A 16,030-nucleotide genomic window follows, 5' to 3' on the forward strand; every position below is an offset into this window, starting at 1 on the left:
CGTGACTATGAACGACGATCCTTCCAAAAAACGCCTTGGTCGTGGTTTAGCCGCTTTGATCGGGGATATTGATCGTCCTGTTGAAGAGCGCAAAACGCCCGTTTCAGCAGAACGCAATGTTCCGATTGAATTCATTACGCGCAACCCGCGTAACCCAAGACGTATGTTTGCCGAGGAAGATCTTGCGGATCTGGCGCAGTCTATTCGTGAGCATGGTGTTGTGCAGCCGATTGTGGTGCGTCCGGCACCCAACAATCCTGAGCATTATGAGTTGATTGCTGGTGAACGTCGCTGGCGTGCTTCGCAGCGTGCAGGTCTGACATCCATCCCAGTTATCCTGCGTGATGTGGATGATCGTATCGCATTGGAAATTGCGATTATTGAAAACGTCCAGCGTGCTGATTTAAACTCGATTGAAGAAGCGCTTGGTTATCAACAGCTGATCGATAATCATGAATATACACAGGCTGATCTGGCACAGGTGATCGGTAAAAGCCGTAGCCATGTGGCCAATACATTGCGCTTGTTGAAGCTGCCTTCAGGCGTTCAGTCTTTAATCACGGATGGTGCATTGTCGGCTGGGCATGCGCGCAGCCTGATTACGATGGAAAATCCGGTGGCGATGGCTGAGAAGATCGTCAAGGACGGTTTGTCTGTTCGTCAGGTGGAAGCTTTGGCACAGGCAGAAGCACAGGGTGAAAATCCGCGCAAAGCAGAAAAAGCTGCACCTGTGGAAAAAGATGCCGATACCAAAGCATTGGAAAAATTGCTTTCTGATGTCACTGGCATGAAAGTGGATATCAACCACCGTGAACGTGGTGGTGAAGTGCGTATTCGTTATAGCTCACTCGAGCAGTTAGATGAAATCTGCCGTCGCTTGCAAAGCTAAATGCAAGATTGATACGACCAAAGCTGATATTTAAAACGGCCTCCGGTTCATCATGACCGGAGGCCGTTTTAATTTAAATAATATTTATATTTCAATAAGTTATATAATTATCGTGCGCGACTGTTACGTGCGCCTTCAACGACAAGTGCCATCAGGCACTGACGAATAATGGGTACGGAAAGATCACTGTTCTGGCGGCTTTCAAGAACGGCTTTTTGCAGACGCTCACCCGCGCGTGAAATTGATGCTGCCGGCCAGCGCGACAATGCTGTTTCCATCAGCTTACGTCTGGTGAAGAAGATAGGAGGGCGGGCAGCAGCAATAATGGCAGCTGGTGCTTTACGTTCGACTTCTACGCTATGGCGCATGAGTTGCAGCTGCTGAAACTGGCGCATTGCAGCATTGAGAATGAGGAAAGGCGCGGTTCCTGAGGTAACGAGGCGATCGAAAGAACTGTTGAAGCCTTTCATATCACCGAGCAAAAGCGCATCAACGATTTCATCGGTTGAGGCAACACTGACATCACCCACGGAAGCGCGGACATCTTCCAGTTCAATACGGCTTTTACCTCTGGCATAAAGGCAGAGCTTTTCCAATTCGCCCCGCGTGGCCAAACGGTCACCACCAAGGCTCATGCGGAGCAGCTGACGGGCATCGCCACTGATTTGTAAATTGGCGGCGGAGAGAACATCATCAATCACACCGTCAATGCCGCGCGCATCGTCGCTGTAGCATGGCAGAGCCATAGCGGCAGAGCCGTTTTCGGCGGCTGTGCGTAAGGCAGCACCTTTTTTAAGGTCTCCAGCCTCAATGAGAATAATGGCATCCTGAGGCGGTTCGGCAGCCAGATGTTTAATAATATCCGCCATGTTTTTTTGGCCGGAGACATTACGAACCCAGATCAGACGTTTGCCGCCAAACATCGAAATGGTCATGGCTTCGTCGTGAAGTTTACCTGGATTTTGATCGACCTCGTCGCCTTCCAGACGGATGACGGTAAAGGGATCATCTAATGGCAGTCCGGTGGCTTTGGCAAAAATCTTTGCACGCTCGCTCACCAAGCCTTTATCAGGGCCGTAGAGCAGGATAATCGGAAAGCTGCTGCTGGGACGGTTGATAAAAGCATCAACCTCATGGGATTTTTTCTGAGCCATAAAGTCTGTTTAACCCATTCGGGTTTAAACTGAAATGGCAATTTGCGTGTAGCTTGAGCAAGTTTCACGAATAGAAGTTGAGCAAAGAAAAAGGCCTGATTAAAAATCAGGCCTTTAAGTTCAGTTTAGCCGATGAGCAGAGCATCATCATCAATGTTTTGACCGCGTACATCGCGGAACATTTTGACGAGGTCTTCAACGCCTAAATTCTTGCGTTGATCACCTTGCACGTCGAGCAGCACATCACCTGCATGCAGCATGATGGTGCGGTCACCATAATCAAGCGCCTGCCGCATCGAGTGCGTCACCATCAATGTGGTAAGCTTGTTTTCTGCTACCAGCTTGCGTGTGAGTTCCATGATGAACTCTGCCATGCCCGGATCAAGCGCGGCAGTGTGTTCATCAAGAAGCAGCACTTCGGATTCTGCAAGCGTTGCCATAACAAGTGATAAAGCCTGACGTTGACCGCCGGAGAGAAGCTCCATGCGGTCCTGCATACGATTTTCAAGGCCGAGCTTTAAACCGGCCACACGCTCACGAAATTCTGCGCGGCGGCTTGAAGAAAGGGCAGGTGAGAGACCACGCTTTTTGCCGCGTGCCGCAGCAAGGGCGAGGTTTTCTTCAATGGTCAATGTTCCGCAGCTACCAGCCAGAGGGTCCTGAAAGACGCGGGCAACCAGTTTGGCACGTTCCGCGGTTGCTTGTCTGGTGACGTCCTTATTGTTGATAACAACCTTGCCGCTTGTCGGGATAACATCGCCGGCAAGTGTGCCGAGGAAGGTGGATTTACCTGCACCATTGGAACCGATAACCGTTACAAATGAGCCTTGCTGCATGGTGAGATTGATACCGTTGAGCGCTTGCTTTTCAAGCGGTGTTCCACGGCCAAAGATCACATCAAGATTAGAAACTTCAATCATTTTCATGCACCTCCGCGGCGAAGACGCGGCAAGATCAGCGCCAAAGTAACAAGCACTGCGGTGACCAGATTAAGATCAGAAGCTTTGAGGCCTAAGAAATCACTGGTGAGTGCCAGCTGGATCGCAATACGGTAGATAATAGAGCCGACGACACAGCCGATAAGCGTGACAAGGATGAGGCGCGAGCGCAGCACTGTTTCACCGATGATGACAGCGGCAAGACCAACAACGATAGTACCAACACCGGAAGTCACATCCGCAAAGCCGTTTGTCTGGGCAAACAAAGAGCCTCCAAGCGCCACCAGTGCGTTTGAAAGCGCCATGCCGAGATATATCTGTCTTTCAGGGCGAACGCCCTGTGCGCGTGCCATACGCGGATTTGCACCCGTTGCACGCATGGCCAGACCGGTGTCACTTTCGAGAAAGCGCCAAACCAGGATCACTGCGATAACGACAAGTACGAAAATAAACAATGGACGCACATAATATTCTGGCAGGCCATGGCCGAAAAACGGCGACAGCATGGTGTCCTGATTAATCAGTGCAATATTCGGACGCCCCATCACACGCAAATTGACCGAAAAAAGGGCAATCATGGTGAGAATGGAGGCAAGCAGGTTGAGAATTTTAAAGCGCACATTGAGTGTCGCTGTCACAAGTCCTGCAAGGGAACCGGCAATCATTGAAATGGCAGCAGCCAGCCACGGGTTAAATCCGGCTAAAATCAGCACGGCAGTGACGGCAGCACCTAATGGAAAAGAACCGTCTACGGTAAGGTCGGGGAAATCGAGAACCCGGAAGGCCAGATAAACACCCAGCGCAACAAATGAAAATATCAGGCCTAATTCGACCGCACCCCAAAAGGCGATCTGACTCACAATGCCATTCCTTTAAATCGGGCGTACACACATGCCTAATTGCTTGCGAGTTGGCCGCTCGTTTGTGTGGCAAATTCACTGACGTTAAACGTGCAGTTAAAAATGCTTTTATGATTGTATTTGGTAACTGTCCGGCAATAGCAGCCAGTCAAAGGTGAAATGAGGCGCACAGCAGATATGTTTGCCGTGAGCCTCATGTTAATTAGTCGATCTTTTTGGTTGCGCGATCCACAACGGCCTGCGGCAGTTCGATGCCCATTTTCTTGGCAGCGCCCAAATTGACAACGAGATCGGTGCCTTTAGCAACTTCCACATCGATATCGCCTGGCTTTTCGCCTTTCAGAATGCGGGCAACAACCACACCGGTCTGTTTGCCAACATCGTAATAGTTGAAGCCGAGAGCCGCGACTGCACCGCGGGTAACGGAATCTGTATCGGCGGTGAAAAGCGGCAGCTTGCCTTCTTCAGCAACGGTTACAGCGCTTTCAAGGGCAGAAACGATGGTGTTGTCAGTTGGCACATACATTACATCAGCACGGCCGATGAGAGCTTGTGCAGCACCTTTGACTTCAGATGACTTGGTAGCGGCCGATTCAACAATCTCGATACCTTCTTTAGCGGCGGCTTCTTTCAAAACAGCCAGCAGGGATACGGAGTTTGTTTCACCGGAATTGTAAAGATAGCCGATTTTTTTGACATTCGGCATGATTTCTTTAATCAAAGCCACATGTTCGGCAACCGGCGAAAGGTCGGAAAGACCGGTGACATTACCACCAGGCTTTTCCATGGTTTTTACGAGCTGTGCGCCGATCGGGTCGGAAGCTGCGGTAAAGACCACCGGAATGTCACGGGTTGCAGCAACAACTGCCTGTGCCGAAGGTGTGGAAATCGGAACGATCACGTCTGGCGCATCACCGACAAACTGACGCGCAATCTGCGCAGCGGTTGCAGGATTGCCCTGAGCTGACTGATAAATGAACTTGTAGTTTTCACCGTCTTTATAACCGGCTTCAGCCAAAGCATCTTTAACGCCGTCACGAACGGCATCAAGAGCCGGATGTTCAACAATAGCGGTAACTGCTACCGAAACATCTTTGGCCATGGTTGGTGTGGTGGCGATAGCAGTGGCAGCCAGCAGTGCCAGAAACATTGAACGCATAAAGATCTCCCTCTTAATCTTTTCATGTTTTATAAAAAGGATTAATGCAGTTTTCAATCGAAAGCAACGCAGCCAAAGTGCTAAGGTGCAACCAGATTTAAATCTGCGGGTAAATGTTCTGCTTTTGCCTTTTTTGATAGTATAAATTTATAAATTCCTATTGATTATAGAAGATATTAAAGCATAGTAATATTATGGTTTTAACATTCGAGACCCGACAAGCTTATAATAGCGCTGAACTGGGGCGTGATCATAGTCTCGACGCATTATGCGAATTGGTCATGTCATTATTTGATGTGCCGATGGCTGCTGTCTCATTGATTAATGAGGATGTAACCCACTATTTAGGCTTTGCCGGCATCGAATTTGGCGATGTCGCTAATGAGCACACATTTTGCTCGTACGCAGTTCAAAATAATTTTCCGTTTTTAATTGAAGATACGACAAAGGATGTGCGTTTTGCCAACAATCCTTTTGTGGTTAATGATCCGCATATCCGTATGTATTTGGGTTCACCTTTGATTGCACCTAATGGCACGACTTTGGGTGCTATTTGTGCGTTGGATGTGAAACCGCGCAGCTATACCGCAGAAGAACAGCGTCGATTGCAAAGTCTTGCTAATACGGCCGTGCAATTGCTTGAAATGCGCCGGATGATGAAGCAGGCGAATGATATGGCGCTGGTGGATGGTATGACAAAATTGGCTAACCGCAGATCGCTGGAAGCTGAAATTGAAAAAGCGATTACGGTTTTAAACGAACAATCATTGCCATTTTCACTACTCTATTTTGATGTTGATTATTTTAAACAAATCAATGATCAAAATGGTCATGCTGCGGGTGATAAGCTTTTGAAGCTGATCGGTCAGACCTTATCGGCCAGAGCTATCCGCGATGAAGTTCACGGACGTTTGGGTGGTGATGAGTTTGTGGTTTTGATGCTCAATACAACGCTTGAAGCAGCGGTGGCTAAAGCCAGCGAAATAAAACAACAGCTGGATGATGTGATGCGTTTGGCTGATATTCCGGTTTCATTTTCCATGGGGCTGACAAATTTTGTCAATGCGCCTGAGAGTGCGGAGGCTGCGCTTAATTGTGCTGATGAGCGTCTTTATAAGGCCAAACGTGCTGGTAAAAACCAGATAGTTTTCAGCTAAATAAAATTTATAAAAGTGGTGATCCCGACTGGATTCGAACCAGTGGCCTCAAGATTAGGAATCTTGCGCTCTATCCTACTGAGCTACGGGACCATTAAGCCAACACATACTGTGTTTTGTTAATTTCGCCAACCCGAAAACCTGTGCCAGTCTTCAGAAAGTGACCGCACAGGTTTCAGAATAAGTTGAAACTATCAGGCAGCTAATGCTGTTTCAACAATTTGCACGAAATAGCTGATGCCATAAGGAATGGCATCATCATTAAAATCATAGGCCGGATGGTGCAGACCGGCGCTGTCGCCATTGCCGAGAAAAATATAACTGCCCGGGCATTTTTCCAACATATATGAAAAATCTTCTCCAGCCATCATCGGCGGGGTTTGGGTATCCACTTTGGCATCACCAACAATCTGCTTGGCAATACGTGCAGAAAAATCGGTTTCGGCATCATGGTTGAAGGTTACCGGATAGTTCTTTTTGTATTTTACCTCAATAGAAGTGCTGGTGAGGGTGGCAATACCGGCAGCAGCAGCCTTGATTGCTTCTTCGGCCTCTTTGCGGGTGTTTTTGCTCAGGCTGCGTACAGTTCCTGCCAGACGAGCTTCCTGCGGGATAACATTATGAGCGTCACCGGCATGGAATTTTGTGACTGACACAACAAGCGAATCTAAAGGATCTGTGCGGCGTGAAACAATGGATTGCAAAGTGGTGATCAATTGTGCGCCTGCAACAACCGGATCAATCGTTGTGTGTGGCATGGCTGCGTGGCCACCTTTACCGGAGATGATAATATCAAACTCGTCCGTTGCCGCCATGATCGGGCCTTTGCAAATTGCAAATTCACCCAACGCAATGCCAGGTCGATTATGCAGTCCGTAGACTTCGCGGATCTGGAATTTTTCCAGTAAACCATCTTCGATCATGGCAAGACCACCGGCGCCACCTTCTTCGGCCGGCTGGAAAATTAAAGCGACCGAGCCGCGAAAGTTGCGGGTTTCGCTCAAATATTGTGCAGTGCCAAGCATCATGGCCGTATGACCGTCATGGCCGCAAGAATGTGCTTTGCCATCGGTTTTAGATGCCCATTCCACACCGCTGGTTTCCTGAATAGGCAAGGCATCCATATCAGCGCGCAGACCGATAACAGGGCCGTCACCGTGGCGGCCTTTGATGATCCCCACAACTCCAGTGCGGCCAATGCCGGTCACCACTTCATCACAACCAAAGCTTTTTAATTTTTCTTCGACGAATTTCGCGGTGTTGAAAACATCATAGAGCAATTCAGGATTCTGGTGCAGATAGCGGCGCCATTCAGTGACTTCCGATTGTATTTCAACGGCACGATTCAGCACTGGCATAGATGAGCTCCGAAATTGATCTGTAAACCGGTGTGGTTACCGGAGATTGATAGGTGGTTTCCCTGCCACAGACTATTACTTTTGCATCAAAAAGAGCAATGCCTGTTTGCCTTTTCTATGCCACATGCCTTAGATAAGTCATGCTGAATATTTTAAGCGGCACCAGAACGGAATTAAATTAATGTTATTGAAACTGATCAAAGGTTGCATGCCGAAGACGCTCTTAACCGCAACTGCATTGAGTTGTGTGGTTATAAGTGGCGCGGCAGCAGCGCCATCTATTGTGGTGGATGTGGCAACAGGCAAGGTCTATGGCCATGAAGAGGCTTTTCAGCGCTGGTATCCGGCCTCTCTCACCAAGATGATGACCGCTTATGTGGCGTTTCGCATGCTGGAGGCAGGGCAGGTAACACCCGACACACCGGTGCGTGTTAGTATAACTGCCACTAAAGAGCCACCGAGCAAAATGGGCTATAAGGCTGGCTCGGTGATGACACTGGATACAGCCTTGAAGATCATCATGGTCAAATCGGCCAATGACGTATCGGTGGCAGTTGCTGAAACTTTGGGTGGCAGCGTCAATGGTTTTGCCAAGATGATGAATGCCGAAGCCGCACGTTTAGGCATGAGCGGCTCGCATTTTACTAATCCGCACGGGTTACCTGATCCGCAAAACTATTCTACCGCACGCGATCTGGCCATTCTGGGTATAGCGCTGCGTCGGCAATATCCGCAATATGCCCATTATTTCAGCGTTGAGGCGCTTGATTTTACTGATGGTCACCGTCAGGAGCTGAACGGTAATATTCTGCTTGGCCGTTATAACGGCGCTGATGGTATGAAAACCGGCTTCATTTGTGCATCCGGTTTCAATCTGGTGGCCTCCGCCACACGTCAGGGCAGAACTGTGATGTCGGTTGTACTGGGCGCGACACGTCAGGAAACCCGTGCAGCCAAATCTGCTGAATTGATGGAAACAGCTTTCCGCGGTAATGCAGCCAGTGCCCCGAATTTGAGAGATCTGGCACCTTATGGACAGAACATCAATTCTGCGCCGGATTTACGGGCGCAGATTTGTAATCAGGAAGCGATTGCAGCACGATGGGATGGCCGTGAGGTGGAAGGATATATGAAAATAGATTCTCCTTATATCCATGATATCAAACATGAGCCCCGCGCGATAACAGTGGGCTTGTCTGAGAAAGCACCGGAAACCAAAGCAGGTCAGCTGCATATTTCACAAGTGCCGATCCCGCTTCAGCGTCCGGCCAGGCGTGGTTCTTAAAAATTAAAATCTGCATTTTGTGCATGTGAGAAAGTAACATAAATCCATGAGTGCGTTCAGCAATCCTATTCCCGTTTCTGTGCTGACAGGGTTTCTTGGTTCCGGAAAAACAACCCTGTTGAACCGGTTGTTGAAAGATCCAGCACTCACCGATACGGCTGTGATCATCAATGAATTTGGTGAAATCAGCATTGATCATTTGCTGGTTGAGCAATCAAGTGATGGTGTCATTGAGCTGGCAGATGGCTGCATTTGTTGCACCGTGCGCGGCGAGCTGGTGGATACGCTGGCGGATTTGATTGACCGAGTGCAGACCGGTCAGTTGAAAGCGTTAAAACGGGTGGTGATTGAAACAACTGGTTTGGCTGATCCGGGGCCTGTTCTCAACGCAATCATGGGGCATCCGGTTTTGTTGCAGGCGTTTCGTTTGGATGGTGTGCTGACAACGGTTGATGCCGTTAATGCAATGGCCACCATGGATGCGCATGAAGAGGCGGTGAAGCAGATTGCCATGGCAGACCGCATTATTCTTACCAAAACCGATCTGGTGGAGGATAAGGTCGCTTATGAACATTTGTTGCAGCGCATCCGTCTGCTTAATCCTTCAGCAGAATTGCTGAATGTTTCGGACCAGCAAACAGGCTATGCCAGTCTTTTTGAATGCGGCCTTTATAATCCGGAAAAGAAAACAGCCGATGTGCAGCGCTGGCTGAATGCGGATGTTTTTGATGATGAGCATCATGATCATGGTCACGATCACCATGACCATGTCTGTGGTGAGTATTGCACGCATGAGCACCATCATCATCACCATGATAATGCCATTCGAACTTTTGCTTTAAAGCATGATCTTCCGGTGCCGTTTTCTGCTTTCGAGATGTTTGTTGATCTGTTGCGCTCAAGTCATGGCGACAAACTCTTGCGGGTCAAAGGTATTATTCAGATCGCAGAAGATCCGGAGCGCCCGCTGGTGATCCATGGTGTGCAAAAGATTTTCCATCCGCCCGCACGTCTGCCGCATTGGCCGGAAGGAAAGCCGCAAACTGTGCTGGTGATGATTGTCAAAGATCTGGATGAAAACTATATCCGGGATTTGTTCAATGCGTTTTTAGGCCGTCCCGGCATTGATCAGGCGGATGGTGCTGCGATGACGGATAATCCGTTGGCTATCCCTGGATTTACGCTGAAATAAGTTTCACGCTTTTTGAATGCGGAAGGTAAAGATAACACCATCATTTTCCTGATGAATGATGGTGTGACCTTCATTTGCACAAAAATGCGGAATGTCGAGACGTGACATCGGATCGGTCGTACGAACTTCAAGTACGTCTTTGCTTGCCATATCCTGCAATTTACGTCGTGTTTTAAGCACGGGAAGCGGGCAATTAAGCCCGCGTAAGTCGTAAATGACAGCCTGTTTTTCTTCCGACATAGACATTATTTTTTGAAAATGCCCCAGAAGCTTTTTTTCTCAGGCACTGCACCGGTCACGGTTGCATCGGCGGGTTCAGTAGCATCCTGCGCCATGATGCTGTTTTCAGCCGGAACAGGCGCTGCCGGATTGTTTGACGGTACAGGCACAGAAGTAGCGCCAGGCGTACTGGCTGGCGTACTGGCCGGAACAACCACCGGTGCAGCTTTTGGCGTGGTTACCGTTGCCGGTGCAGCGGCAGGTGATGTAACTGGTGCAGAATAATTCAAAGATGGCGGTTCGCGGCTTACTTTTTCACCGCGTGCGCGTGCGGCACTCCATGCCGATACAAGCTTGGCTTCAGCAAGACCGGCAATTGATGGCGACAGGGCTTTGCCGCTTTTGGTTGTCGCTGCACTAAAGGCTGCTTCATAATTCTTATGATAGCTGGTGAAAGCGGTGCTGATTGCTTCCGATTGCATGGTTGGCGGACAGGCAGCAGTCGCCGGACTGCCATTTGGAATAGCATTATTATTGAAGACATAGCGCTTTTCGCACACATCCACTTTTGGCGGCACTTTAGTGACTTCAAAAGCGTCATAGCCCTGCTTGAGCATTTTCCAGAATTCATAGTTTGAATCGTTGCGGTAGCGCGCCATATTGTCAGCAGTCATACGGAACGGAAATGCCTGAATTTGAAAAGCGCGCTGGCCGCCGAGAAAAGCATCACGGCCAAAGGCATAAATTTCTGAAACCTGTTCATCGGTCATGGAATAACAGCCCGCTGACGAGCAGGCGCCATGCACCATCAAATGCTGGCCTGTGCGGCCATGCGCGCGGTCATAAGCATTCGGGAAGCCCATATTAAAGGCCAGATAATATTGTGAGTTCGGGTTCATCTGGGCAGGATAAACGGTGTAGAAACCTTCCGGTGCCTGACGGTCACCTTCCACAAATTTAGGGCCGAGTTTTCCCGACCATTTGCAGATTTCATAGGACGAAATCATATCATAACGGCCGTTATTCTTCTGTTTCCAGACCTCTAAGACACCTTCTTCTTTGAAAATGCGAACCATGACAGGCGAGGTGCGGGTCATGCCCTTCGCCTTCATTTGAGCAACGACTTTCTGTGGCAGCGGCCTTTCAGCCTTGAGCCCCAGATCATCAAACGCAGATCCCTGACAACCGGCCAAAAGCACGGAAGCCATTAAACTTGCAAAAATTGCGGTTCTGATTTTCATACCCGTTATGCCTACTTAACTCGTGCGACACATCATCAATATTGCCGATTTACCGACCTTTGGAAAGAGAACGCTAGCAGGAAAACCTTTCAGTAAGGTTGACAAACTCTTGCTGTGAGTTAGCCAGATATGCATTTTTAATGCAATTGCCGATGTTTTTTCGTGATCACGTTACTTATCGTTTTTAACCAGTTAAGCCTTGGTAATCATTCAATATTAGCAGATAAACATTCCAATGTGAGAACAGAGTAAACAAAGATAACACTTTGTTACAAGCTGATATTCTTACATGAAAAAGCCCGATATTGCGGCAATATCGGGCTTTCTAAGCTTTAAATCAAAAGGCAGAGATCAGATGTTTCTGCCGATTTCGAGGAACTTCTTGCGGCGTTCCTGCTTCAATGCTTCGCCATCAACACCCTGCATGGAGCGCAATGCAGCAGCGATGACTTCGCCGGTTGCATTCATTGCAGCCACACGGTCACGATGCGCACCGCCCATCGCTTCAGGGATGATGCCATCAATGACTTTCAGCTCGAGCAAATCCTGTGCAGTGATGCGCATATTGGCTGCTGCATCTTTTGCACGGGTTGAATCGTGCCACAGAATGGAGGCTGCACCTTCGGGCGAAATAACCGAGTAAATGGAGTTTTCCAGCATGTAAACGCGGTTTGCAACAGCGATTGCAATCGCGCCACCCGAGCCACCTTCACCAAGAATGATGGAAATTACCGGTACTTTCAGATTGAGGCAAGCAGCTGTAGAGCGCGCAATGGCTTCTGCCTGACCGCGTTCTTCTGCGCTGATGCCCGGATAAGCGCCGGCTGTATCAACAAGGGAAATAACCGGCAGACCAAAACGGTCAGCCATTTCCATAACGCGTACAGCTTTACGATAGCCTTCAGGACGCGCTGAACCAAAATTATGCTTCAGGCGTGTTTTGGTATCATGGCCTTTTTCCTGACCAAGTACTGCAACGGCTTCACCGTTGAAGCGGGCAAAACCAGCTTGCAATGCGTCATCATTGGCAAATTTACGGTCACCTGCCAGCGGTGTGAATTCGGTGAACAGATGATTGATGTAATCCAGGCAATGCGGACGATCCGGATGGCGGGCAACTTGTGTCTTCTGCCATGGGGTCAGCTTGCGATAAAGATCGCGTAAAGCATCTGAGGAACGCTTTTCAAGGCGTTTGATTTCATCGCTCATATCGACGCTGCCATCTTCTTCGCTGAGTTTTTTCAGCTGGAGAATTTGACCTTCAAGATCGGCGACTGGTTTTTCAAAATCGAGGTAATTGTACATATGGCCTGACTGTGTATGCGTTTTTCAAAGCAAACGTGTTGGGTCTCATGAGGACTGAGCCTCGACAAGTTATAGATATTCACTCTTACCCCAAAGTGCAAATCCAAGGCAAAAGTTTTTTCTTCTCATACCTTCCGCGGGCTCAATCGGCAAGCGGATGATGATCATTTACAAGTTTGTGCAGTCTTTCTTCGAGAACATGGGTATAAATTTGTGTCGTAGAGATGTCCGAATGCCCTAATAATTGCTGCACAGCACGCAAATCTGCGCCATTTTGCAACAAATGACTGGCAAAAGCATGGCGAAGAACGTGCGGTGAGACATTATTTGCTGAAATTCCGGTGCGTGCCGCCAGTGCTTTTAAATCACGGGCAAAGACCTGACGCGCCAGATGGCCGCTTTCGGATGGTGCCGGAAAGAGCCATGGATTTTCTTCATAATCGGCACGCGCATCGCGCAAATCGAGATAAAATTGTAAAGCCTCACGTGCTTTTGATGATAAAGGTACGATCCGCTCTTTGGAACCTTTACCGCGCACCAGCAAAAAACGCTGATCGGAACGCGCCACACTCACTGGCAGGCTGACAAGCTCTGAAACACGTAAACCTGTTGCATATAAAGTTTCCAGCAGGGCATAAAGGCGCACAGATTGAAATTTTGTTAGCGGTTCGGGTGGTGTTTCAGCCTCTGCTTGCGCGCGATCCAGCAGTTTGGAAACCGTATCTTCGCTCATGATTTTAGGCAGTGCCATTTGTTTTTTAGGCGCATCGAGTGTGCCGGTCGGATCATCACCGCGCAGGTTTTCAGTATAAAGAAAGCGGAAGAATTGTTTGAGCGCGGAGAGGCGGCGTGCCTGCGAACTGGCGGCAAAACCAAGTACCGCCATCTGATTGAGGCAATCGCGCAAATCTTGTGGTTGTGCTTCTGCCAGATTGACGGATTTTTCCTGCAAAAGCTCGGTGCACGCTTCCAGATCGCGCCGGTAGGATTCAAGCGTGTTTTGTGCTGCACCACGCTCGGCACTCATCATTTCCAAAAAACTTTCAATCGCAACAGCTGCCCGCATTTATTGTGTTTCCTCTGTTGGCGCATCATTTTCACCCCTGTTTAAATCGGGTTCAGCAGGGGGAGACAGCGGAACAGGCTTCAGGTCTTTGGCTGGAATTTTAATAATAATATCGGTTTGTACCGGCTCCACATAAGTGACCAATGCCAGCATAATACCATAAATGGCAGCAGCGATCAGGGCGAGAACCAGAACCAGACGTGTAAGTGTGGGCATGAGGTTTTTATGCTCGCAACCTATTCGAAAAGCAAGGCTCTCAATTATTGAACCGCATTATAATGCCTTTTTGCGGCTAAAGCCTGATAAAGCAATTGACGTAGGCACTGTTTTCATGTGGAACCAAATCAGCAGACCGGATGAGGGCAATGACAAGCAGTAGTAAAAATACACATCTCCATGAGAAGGCTGAACGGGTAAAAGAATTGCTCGGTTCTCGTGTCCTGGTACTTGTGGGGCTTATGGGAGCAGGCAAGTCCACCATCGGCAAAAAGATAGCAATGATGCTGGGTTTGGCGTTTAAAGACGGCGACAATGAAATCGAAGGCGCTTCACGCATGAGCGTAACCGAACTTTTTGAAAGTTACGGTGAGGAAGAGTTTCGTGATCTGGAGCGTCGGGTAATTTTGCGTTTGCTGGAGGCAGGCCCTATGGTGCTGGCAACCGGTGGCGGCGCTTATATGAATGCCGAAACCCGTCAAAGCATCGCCGATCACGGCATTTCGCTATGGCTTGATGCCGAGCTTGATGTGTTGATGGAGCGCGTTTCAAGACGTCAGAACCGGCCGCTGTTGAAAAATGCTGATCCGCGGGGCGTGATGAGCCGCCTGATTGATGAACGCTATCCGGTTTATGCACAGGCTGATTTACGTTTCATGTCGCGTGAAGATCGCAAAGACGTGATTGCTGCGGAAGTGATTGATCTGCTGCTCGAACATCTTGAAGCTGAAAAGAACTGAAGAAGAGGGCTAACCGCCCAAGAGGAGACAAAAGAATGAATGCCCCGCAGCAAAACGCAACCATTAATCATGTTGATGCCGTGACAGTTCCGGTTGTGTTGGGGGATCGTTCTTATGACATCATCATTGGTGACAAGCTGATTGAACGTGCTGGTGCGGAAATCGCTTCACGCCTTGGCAAAATCCGTGTGGCTGTGGTGACAGATGAAAATGTTGCCAAGCACCATCTGGAACGCCTGACGGCAAGCCTTGCGGAAGCAGGCATTGATGCAACGCCGATTATTGTATCAGCGGGTGAAAAGTCCAAAGCTTTCGCTACATTGGAAACGGTTACCAATGCGGTCTTAGCAGCGCGTCTGGAGCGCGGCGATGCCATTGTTGCTCTTGGCGGTGGTGTTATCGGTGATTTGAGCGGCTTTGTTGCGGGAATTGTGCGCCGCGGCATGAAGTTCATTCAAATTCCGACATCGTTGCTGGCGCAGGTGGATTCTTCCGTTGGCGGTAAAACCGGTATCAACACATCACACGGCAAAAATCTGGTTGGTGTTTTCTATCAGCCGCAATTGGTGCTGGCTGATACCGGTGTTTTGAACACTTTATCGCCGCGTGAGTTTCGTGCCGGTTATGCGGAAGTGGCTAAATATGGCCTGATCGACCGTCCTGATTTTTTTGAATGGCTGGAGAAAAACTGGAGCGATGTTTTTGCCGGCGGGGCAGCCCGCACCCACGCTATTGCAGAATCATGCCGCTCAAAAGCAGCCGTAGTGGCACGTGACGAGCGCGAACATGGCGACCGCGCTTTGCTCAATCTTGGTCACACATTTGGTCATGCGCTGGAAACAGCGACTAATTATGATTCATCGCGTCTGGTGCATGGTGAAGGTGTGGCAATTGGTATGGCACTGGCCTATCGTTTTTCTGCCCGTATGAACCTATCTTCGGTGGAAGCCGCAGAGCGTGTGGAAGCCCATTTGCAGGCTGTTGGTCTGCCGACAAAGCTTTCACAGGTTCCGGGTGGTTTGCCGGACGCGGAAAGCTTGATGGCATCGATTGCGCAGGATAAAAAAGTGTCGCGTGGTGCACTGACATTTATTTTAACCCGCGGTATCGGACAGAGTTTTATCGCCAAAGATGTGCCACACTCTGCCGTATTAGAGTTTTTGAAAGACAGTCTGAACCACTAATGGATTTGTATGTCCGGTTTTGGCTTGATGATGACGCTTATTGCGGGCTTGGGGTAAACGACCTGAA

Annotated in this window: 16 protein-coding genes and 1 tRNA gene; 6 read left to right on the forward strand and 11 right to left on the reverse strand. The window is 49.1% G+C overall.

The features are described from left to right. Positions 1-7 precede the first annotated feature (7 nt). Positions 8-889 (forward strand): ParB/RepB/Spo0J family partition protein, encoded by an 882-nt coding sequence (locus FHS77_RS06560; protein WP_184221816.1) that lies wholly within the window; start codon positions 8-10, stop codon positions 887-889. 107 nt (positions 890-996) lie between these two features. On the opposite strand, the gene holA is transcribed toward FHS77_RS06560, so the two are convergent. From holA to FHS77_RS06580, 4 genes are all read right to left on the reverse strand, one after another. Continuing rightward, positions 997-2,043, reverse strand: a complete 1,047-nt coding sequence (holA, locus tag FHS77_RS06565; RefSeq protein WP_184221549.1) for a DNA polymerase III subunit delta — start codon at positions 2,041-2,043, stop codon at positions 997-999. Positions 2,044-2,168: 125 nt separating this feature from the next. Next, positions 2,169-2,963, reverse strand: a complete 795-nt coding sequence (locus FHS77_RS06570) for an ABC transporter ATP-binding protein (RefSeq protein WP_184221551.1) — start codon at positions 2,961-2,963, stop codon at positions 2,169-2,171. A 2-nt stretch (positions 2,964-2,965) separates the two neighbouring features. Beyond that, on the reverse strand, positions 2,966-3,841 hold the full coding sequence (locus FHS77_RS06575) for an ABC transporter permease subunit (RefSeq protein ID WP_184221553.1): 876 nt from the start codon (positions 3,839-3,841) through the stop codon (positions 2,966-2,968). Between the two features lie 202 nt (positions 3,842-4,043). After that, positions 4,044-5,000 (reverse strand): ABC transporter substrate-binding protein, encoded by a 957-nt coding sequence (locus tag FHS77_RS06580; RefSeq protein ID WP_184221555.1) that lies wholly within the window; start codon positions 4,998-5,000, stop codon positions 4,044-4,046. Between the two features lie 194 nt (positions 5,001-5,194). On the opposite strand from FHS77_RS06580, the gene FHS77_RS06585 reads away from it, so the two are divergent. Then, positions 5,195-6,157 (forward strand): sensor domain-containing diguanylate cyclase, encoded by a 963-nt coding sequence (locus FHS77_RS06585; RefSeq protein ID WP_184221557.1) that lies wholly within the window; start codon positions 5,195-5,197, stop codon positions 6,155-6,157. 16 nt (positions 6,158-6,173) lie between these two features. On the opposite strand, the gene FHS77_RS06590 is transcribed toward FHS77_RS06585, so the two are convergent. Together FHS77_RS06590 and FHS77_RS06595 are read right to left on the reverse strand one after the other, a co-directional pair. Then, positions 6,174-6,250: transfer RNA gene (locus tag FHS77_RS06590), tRNA-Arg, on the reverse strand. Between the two features lie 101 nt (positions 6,251-6,351). Then, positions 6,352-7,515 carry a M20 aminoacylase family protein gene (locus FHS77_RS06595; RefSeq protein ID WP_184221559.1) on the reverse strand — a complete coding sequence of 388 codons (1,164 nt, stop codon included), beginning with the start codon at positions 7,513-7,515 and terminating at the stop codon, positions 6,352-6,354. Positions 7,516-7,723: 208 nt separating this feature from the next. Here FHS77_RS06595 and FHS77_RS06600 point away from each other — a divergent pair, with 208 nt between their 5' ends. Next, positions 7,724-8,800: a D-alanyl-D-alanine carboxypeptidase family protein gene (locus FHS77_RS06600; protein ID WP_184221818.1), complete on the forward strand. Its 1,077-nt coding sequence runs from the start codon at positions 7,724-7,726 to the stop codon at positions 8,798-8,800. A 46-nt stretch (positions 8,801-8,846) separates the two neighbouring features. Further along, positions 8,847-9,992 carry a CobW family GTP-binding protein gene (locus FHS77_RS06605; RefSeq protein WP_184221561.1) on the forward strand — a complete coding sequence of 382 codons (1,146 nt, stop codon included), beginning with the start codon at positions 8,847-8,849 and terminating at the stop codon, positions 9,990-9,992. 3 nt (positions 9,993-9,995) lie between these two features. Here FHS77_RS06605 and FHS77_RS06610 read toward each other — a convergent pair whose 3' ends face one another. The 5 genes from FHS77_RS06610 to FHS77_RS06630 all read right to left on the reverse strand — a co-directional run bounded on the left by FHS77_RS06610 (position 9,996) and on the right by FHS77_RS06630 (position 14,039). Beyond that, positions 9,996-10,238, reverse strand: a complete 243-nt coding sequence (locus FHS77_RS06610) for a sulfurtransferase TusA family protein (protein ID WP_184221563.1) — start codon at positions 10,236-10,238, stop codon at positions 9,996-9,998. After that, positions 10,238-11,452, reverse strand: a complete 1,215-nt coding sequence (locus tag FHS77_RS06615; RefSeq protein ID WP_184221565.1) for a murein L,D-transpeptidase family protein — start codon at positions 11,450-11,452, stop codon at positions 10,238-10,240. The genes FHS77_RS06610 and FHS77_RS06615 overlap by 1 nt, the downstream gene beginning before the upstream one ends. Before the next feature lie 351 nt (positions 11,453-11,803). Then, complete coding sequence (locus FHS77_RS06620) at positions 11,804-12,757, reverse strand: acetyl-CoA carboxylase carboxyltransferase subunit alpha (RefSeq protein ID WP_184221567.1); 954 nt, start codon at positions 12,755-12,757, stop codon at positions 11,804-11,806. A 142-nt stretch (positions 12,758-12,899) separates the two neighbouring features. Beyond that, positions 12,900-13,823 (reverse strand): site-specific tyrosine recombinase XerD, encoded by a 924-nt coding sequence (xerD, locus tag FHS77_RS06625; protein ID WP_184221569.1) that lies wholly within the window; start codon positions 13,821-13,823, stop codon positions 12,900-12,902. Next, a complete protein-coding gene (locus FHS77_RS06630; RefSeq protein WP_184221571.1) occupies positions 13,824-14,039 on the reverse strand; it encodes a recombinase in 216 nt (71 codons plus the stop codon). It lies immediately after the preceding gene. A 149-nt stretch (positions 14,040-14,188) separates the two neighbouring features. On the opposite strand from FHS77_RS06630, the gene FHS77_RS06635 reads away from it, so the two are divergent. Together FHS77_RS06635 and aroB are read left to right on the forward strand one after the other, a co-directional pair. Next, a complete protein-coding gene (locus FHS77_RS06635; RefSeq protein WP_184221573.1) occupies positions 14,189-14,779 on the forward strand; it encodes a shikimate kinase in 591 nt (196 codons plus the stop codon). Positions 14,780-14,814: 35 nt separating this feature from the next. Next, positions 14,815-15,963 (forward strand): 3-dehydroquinate synthase, encoded by a 1,149-nt coding sequence (gene aroB, locus FHS77_RS06640; RefSeq protein ID WP_184221575.1) that lies wholly within the window; start codon positions 14,815-14,817, stop codon positions 15,961-15,963. Positions 15,964-16,030 lie beyond the last annotated feature (67 nt).

Origin of the sequence: Paenochrobactrum gallinarii, from assembly GCF_014205685.1 — a bacterium.
GTDB lineage: Bacteria > Pseudomonadota > Alphaproteobacteria > Rhizobiales > Rhizobiaceae > Paenochrobactrum > Paenochrobactrum gallinarii.

Excerpts from the sequence above, each read along its gene's own strand:
- FHS77_RS06560 (WP_184221816.1), top strand. The coding sequence starts at position 8 with ATGAACGACGATCCTTCCAAAAAACGCCTTGGTCGTGGTTTAGCCGCT.
- holA (WP_184221549.1), bottom strand. The coding sequence starts at position 2,043 with ATGGCTCAGAAAAAATCCCATGAGGTTGATGCTTTTATCAACCGTCCC.
- FHS77_RS06570 (WP_184221551.1), bottom strand. The coding sequence starts at position 2,963 with ATGATTGAAGTTTCTAATCTTGATGTGATCTTTGGCCGTGGAACACCG.
- FHS77_RS06580 (WP_184221555.1), bottom strand. The coding sequence starts at position 5,000 with ATGCGTTCAATGTTTCTGGCACTGCTGGCTGCCACTGCTATCGCCACC.
- FHS77_RS06585 (WP_184221557.1), top strand. The coding sequence starts at position 5,195 with ATGGTTTTAACATTCGAGACCCGACAAGCTTATAATAGCGCTGAACTG.
- FHS77_RS06595 (WP_184221559.1), bottom strand. The coding sequence starts at position 7,515 with ATGCCAGTGCTGAATCGTGCCGTTGAAATACAATCGGAAGTCACTGAA.
- FHS77_RS06600 (WP_184221818.1), top strand. The coding sequence starts at position 7,724 with ATGCCGAAGACGCTCTTAACCGCAACTGCATTGAGTTGTGTGGTTATA.
- FHS77_RS06605 (WP_184221561.1), top strand. The coding sequence starts at position 8,847 with ATGAGTGCGTTCAGCAATCCTATTCCCGTTTCTGTGCTGACAGGGTTT.
- FHS77_RS06610 (WP_184221563.1), bottom strand. The coding sequence starts at position 10,238 with ATGTCTATGTCGGAAGAAAAACAGGCTGTCATTTACGACTTACGCGGG.
- FHS77_RS06615 (WP_184221565.1), bottom strand. The coding sequence starts at position 11,452 with ATGAAAATCAGAACCGCAATTTTTGCAAGTTTAATGGCTTCCGTGCTT.
- FHS77_RS06620 (WP_184221567.1), bottom strand. The coding sequence starts at position 12,757 with ATGTACAATTACCTCGATTTTGAAAAACCAGTCGCCGATCTTGAAGGT.
- xerD (WP_184221569.1), bottom strand. The coding sequence starts at position 13,823 with ATGCGGGCAGCTGTTGCGATTGAAAGTTTTTTGGAAATGATGAGTGCC.
- FHS77_RS06630 (WP_184221571.1), bottom strand. The coding sequence starts at position 14,039 with ATGCCCACACTTACACGTCTGGTTCTGGTTCTCGCCCTGATCGCTGCT.
- FHS77_RS06635 (WP_184221573.1), top strand. The coding sequence starts at position 14,189 with ATGACAAGCAGTAGTAAAAATACACATCTCCATGAGAAGGCTGAACGG.
- aroB (WP_184221575.1), top strand. The coding sequence starts at position 14,815 with ATGAATGCCCCGCAGCAAAACGCAACCATTAATCATGTTGATGCCGTG.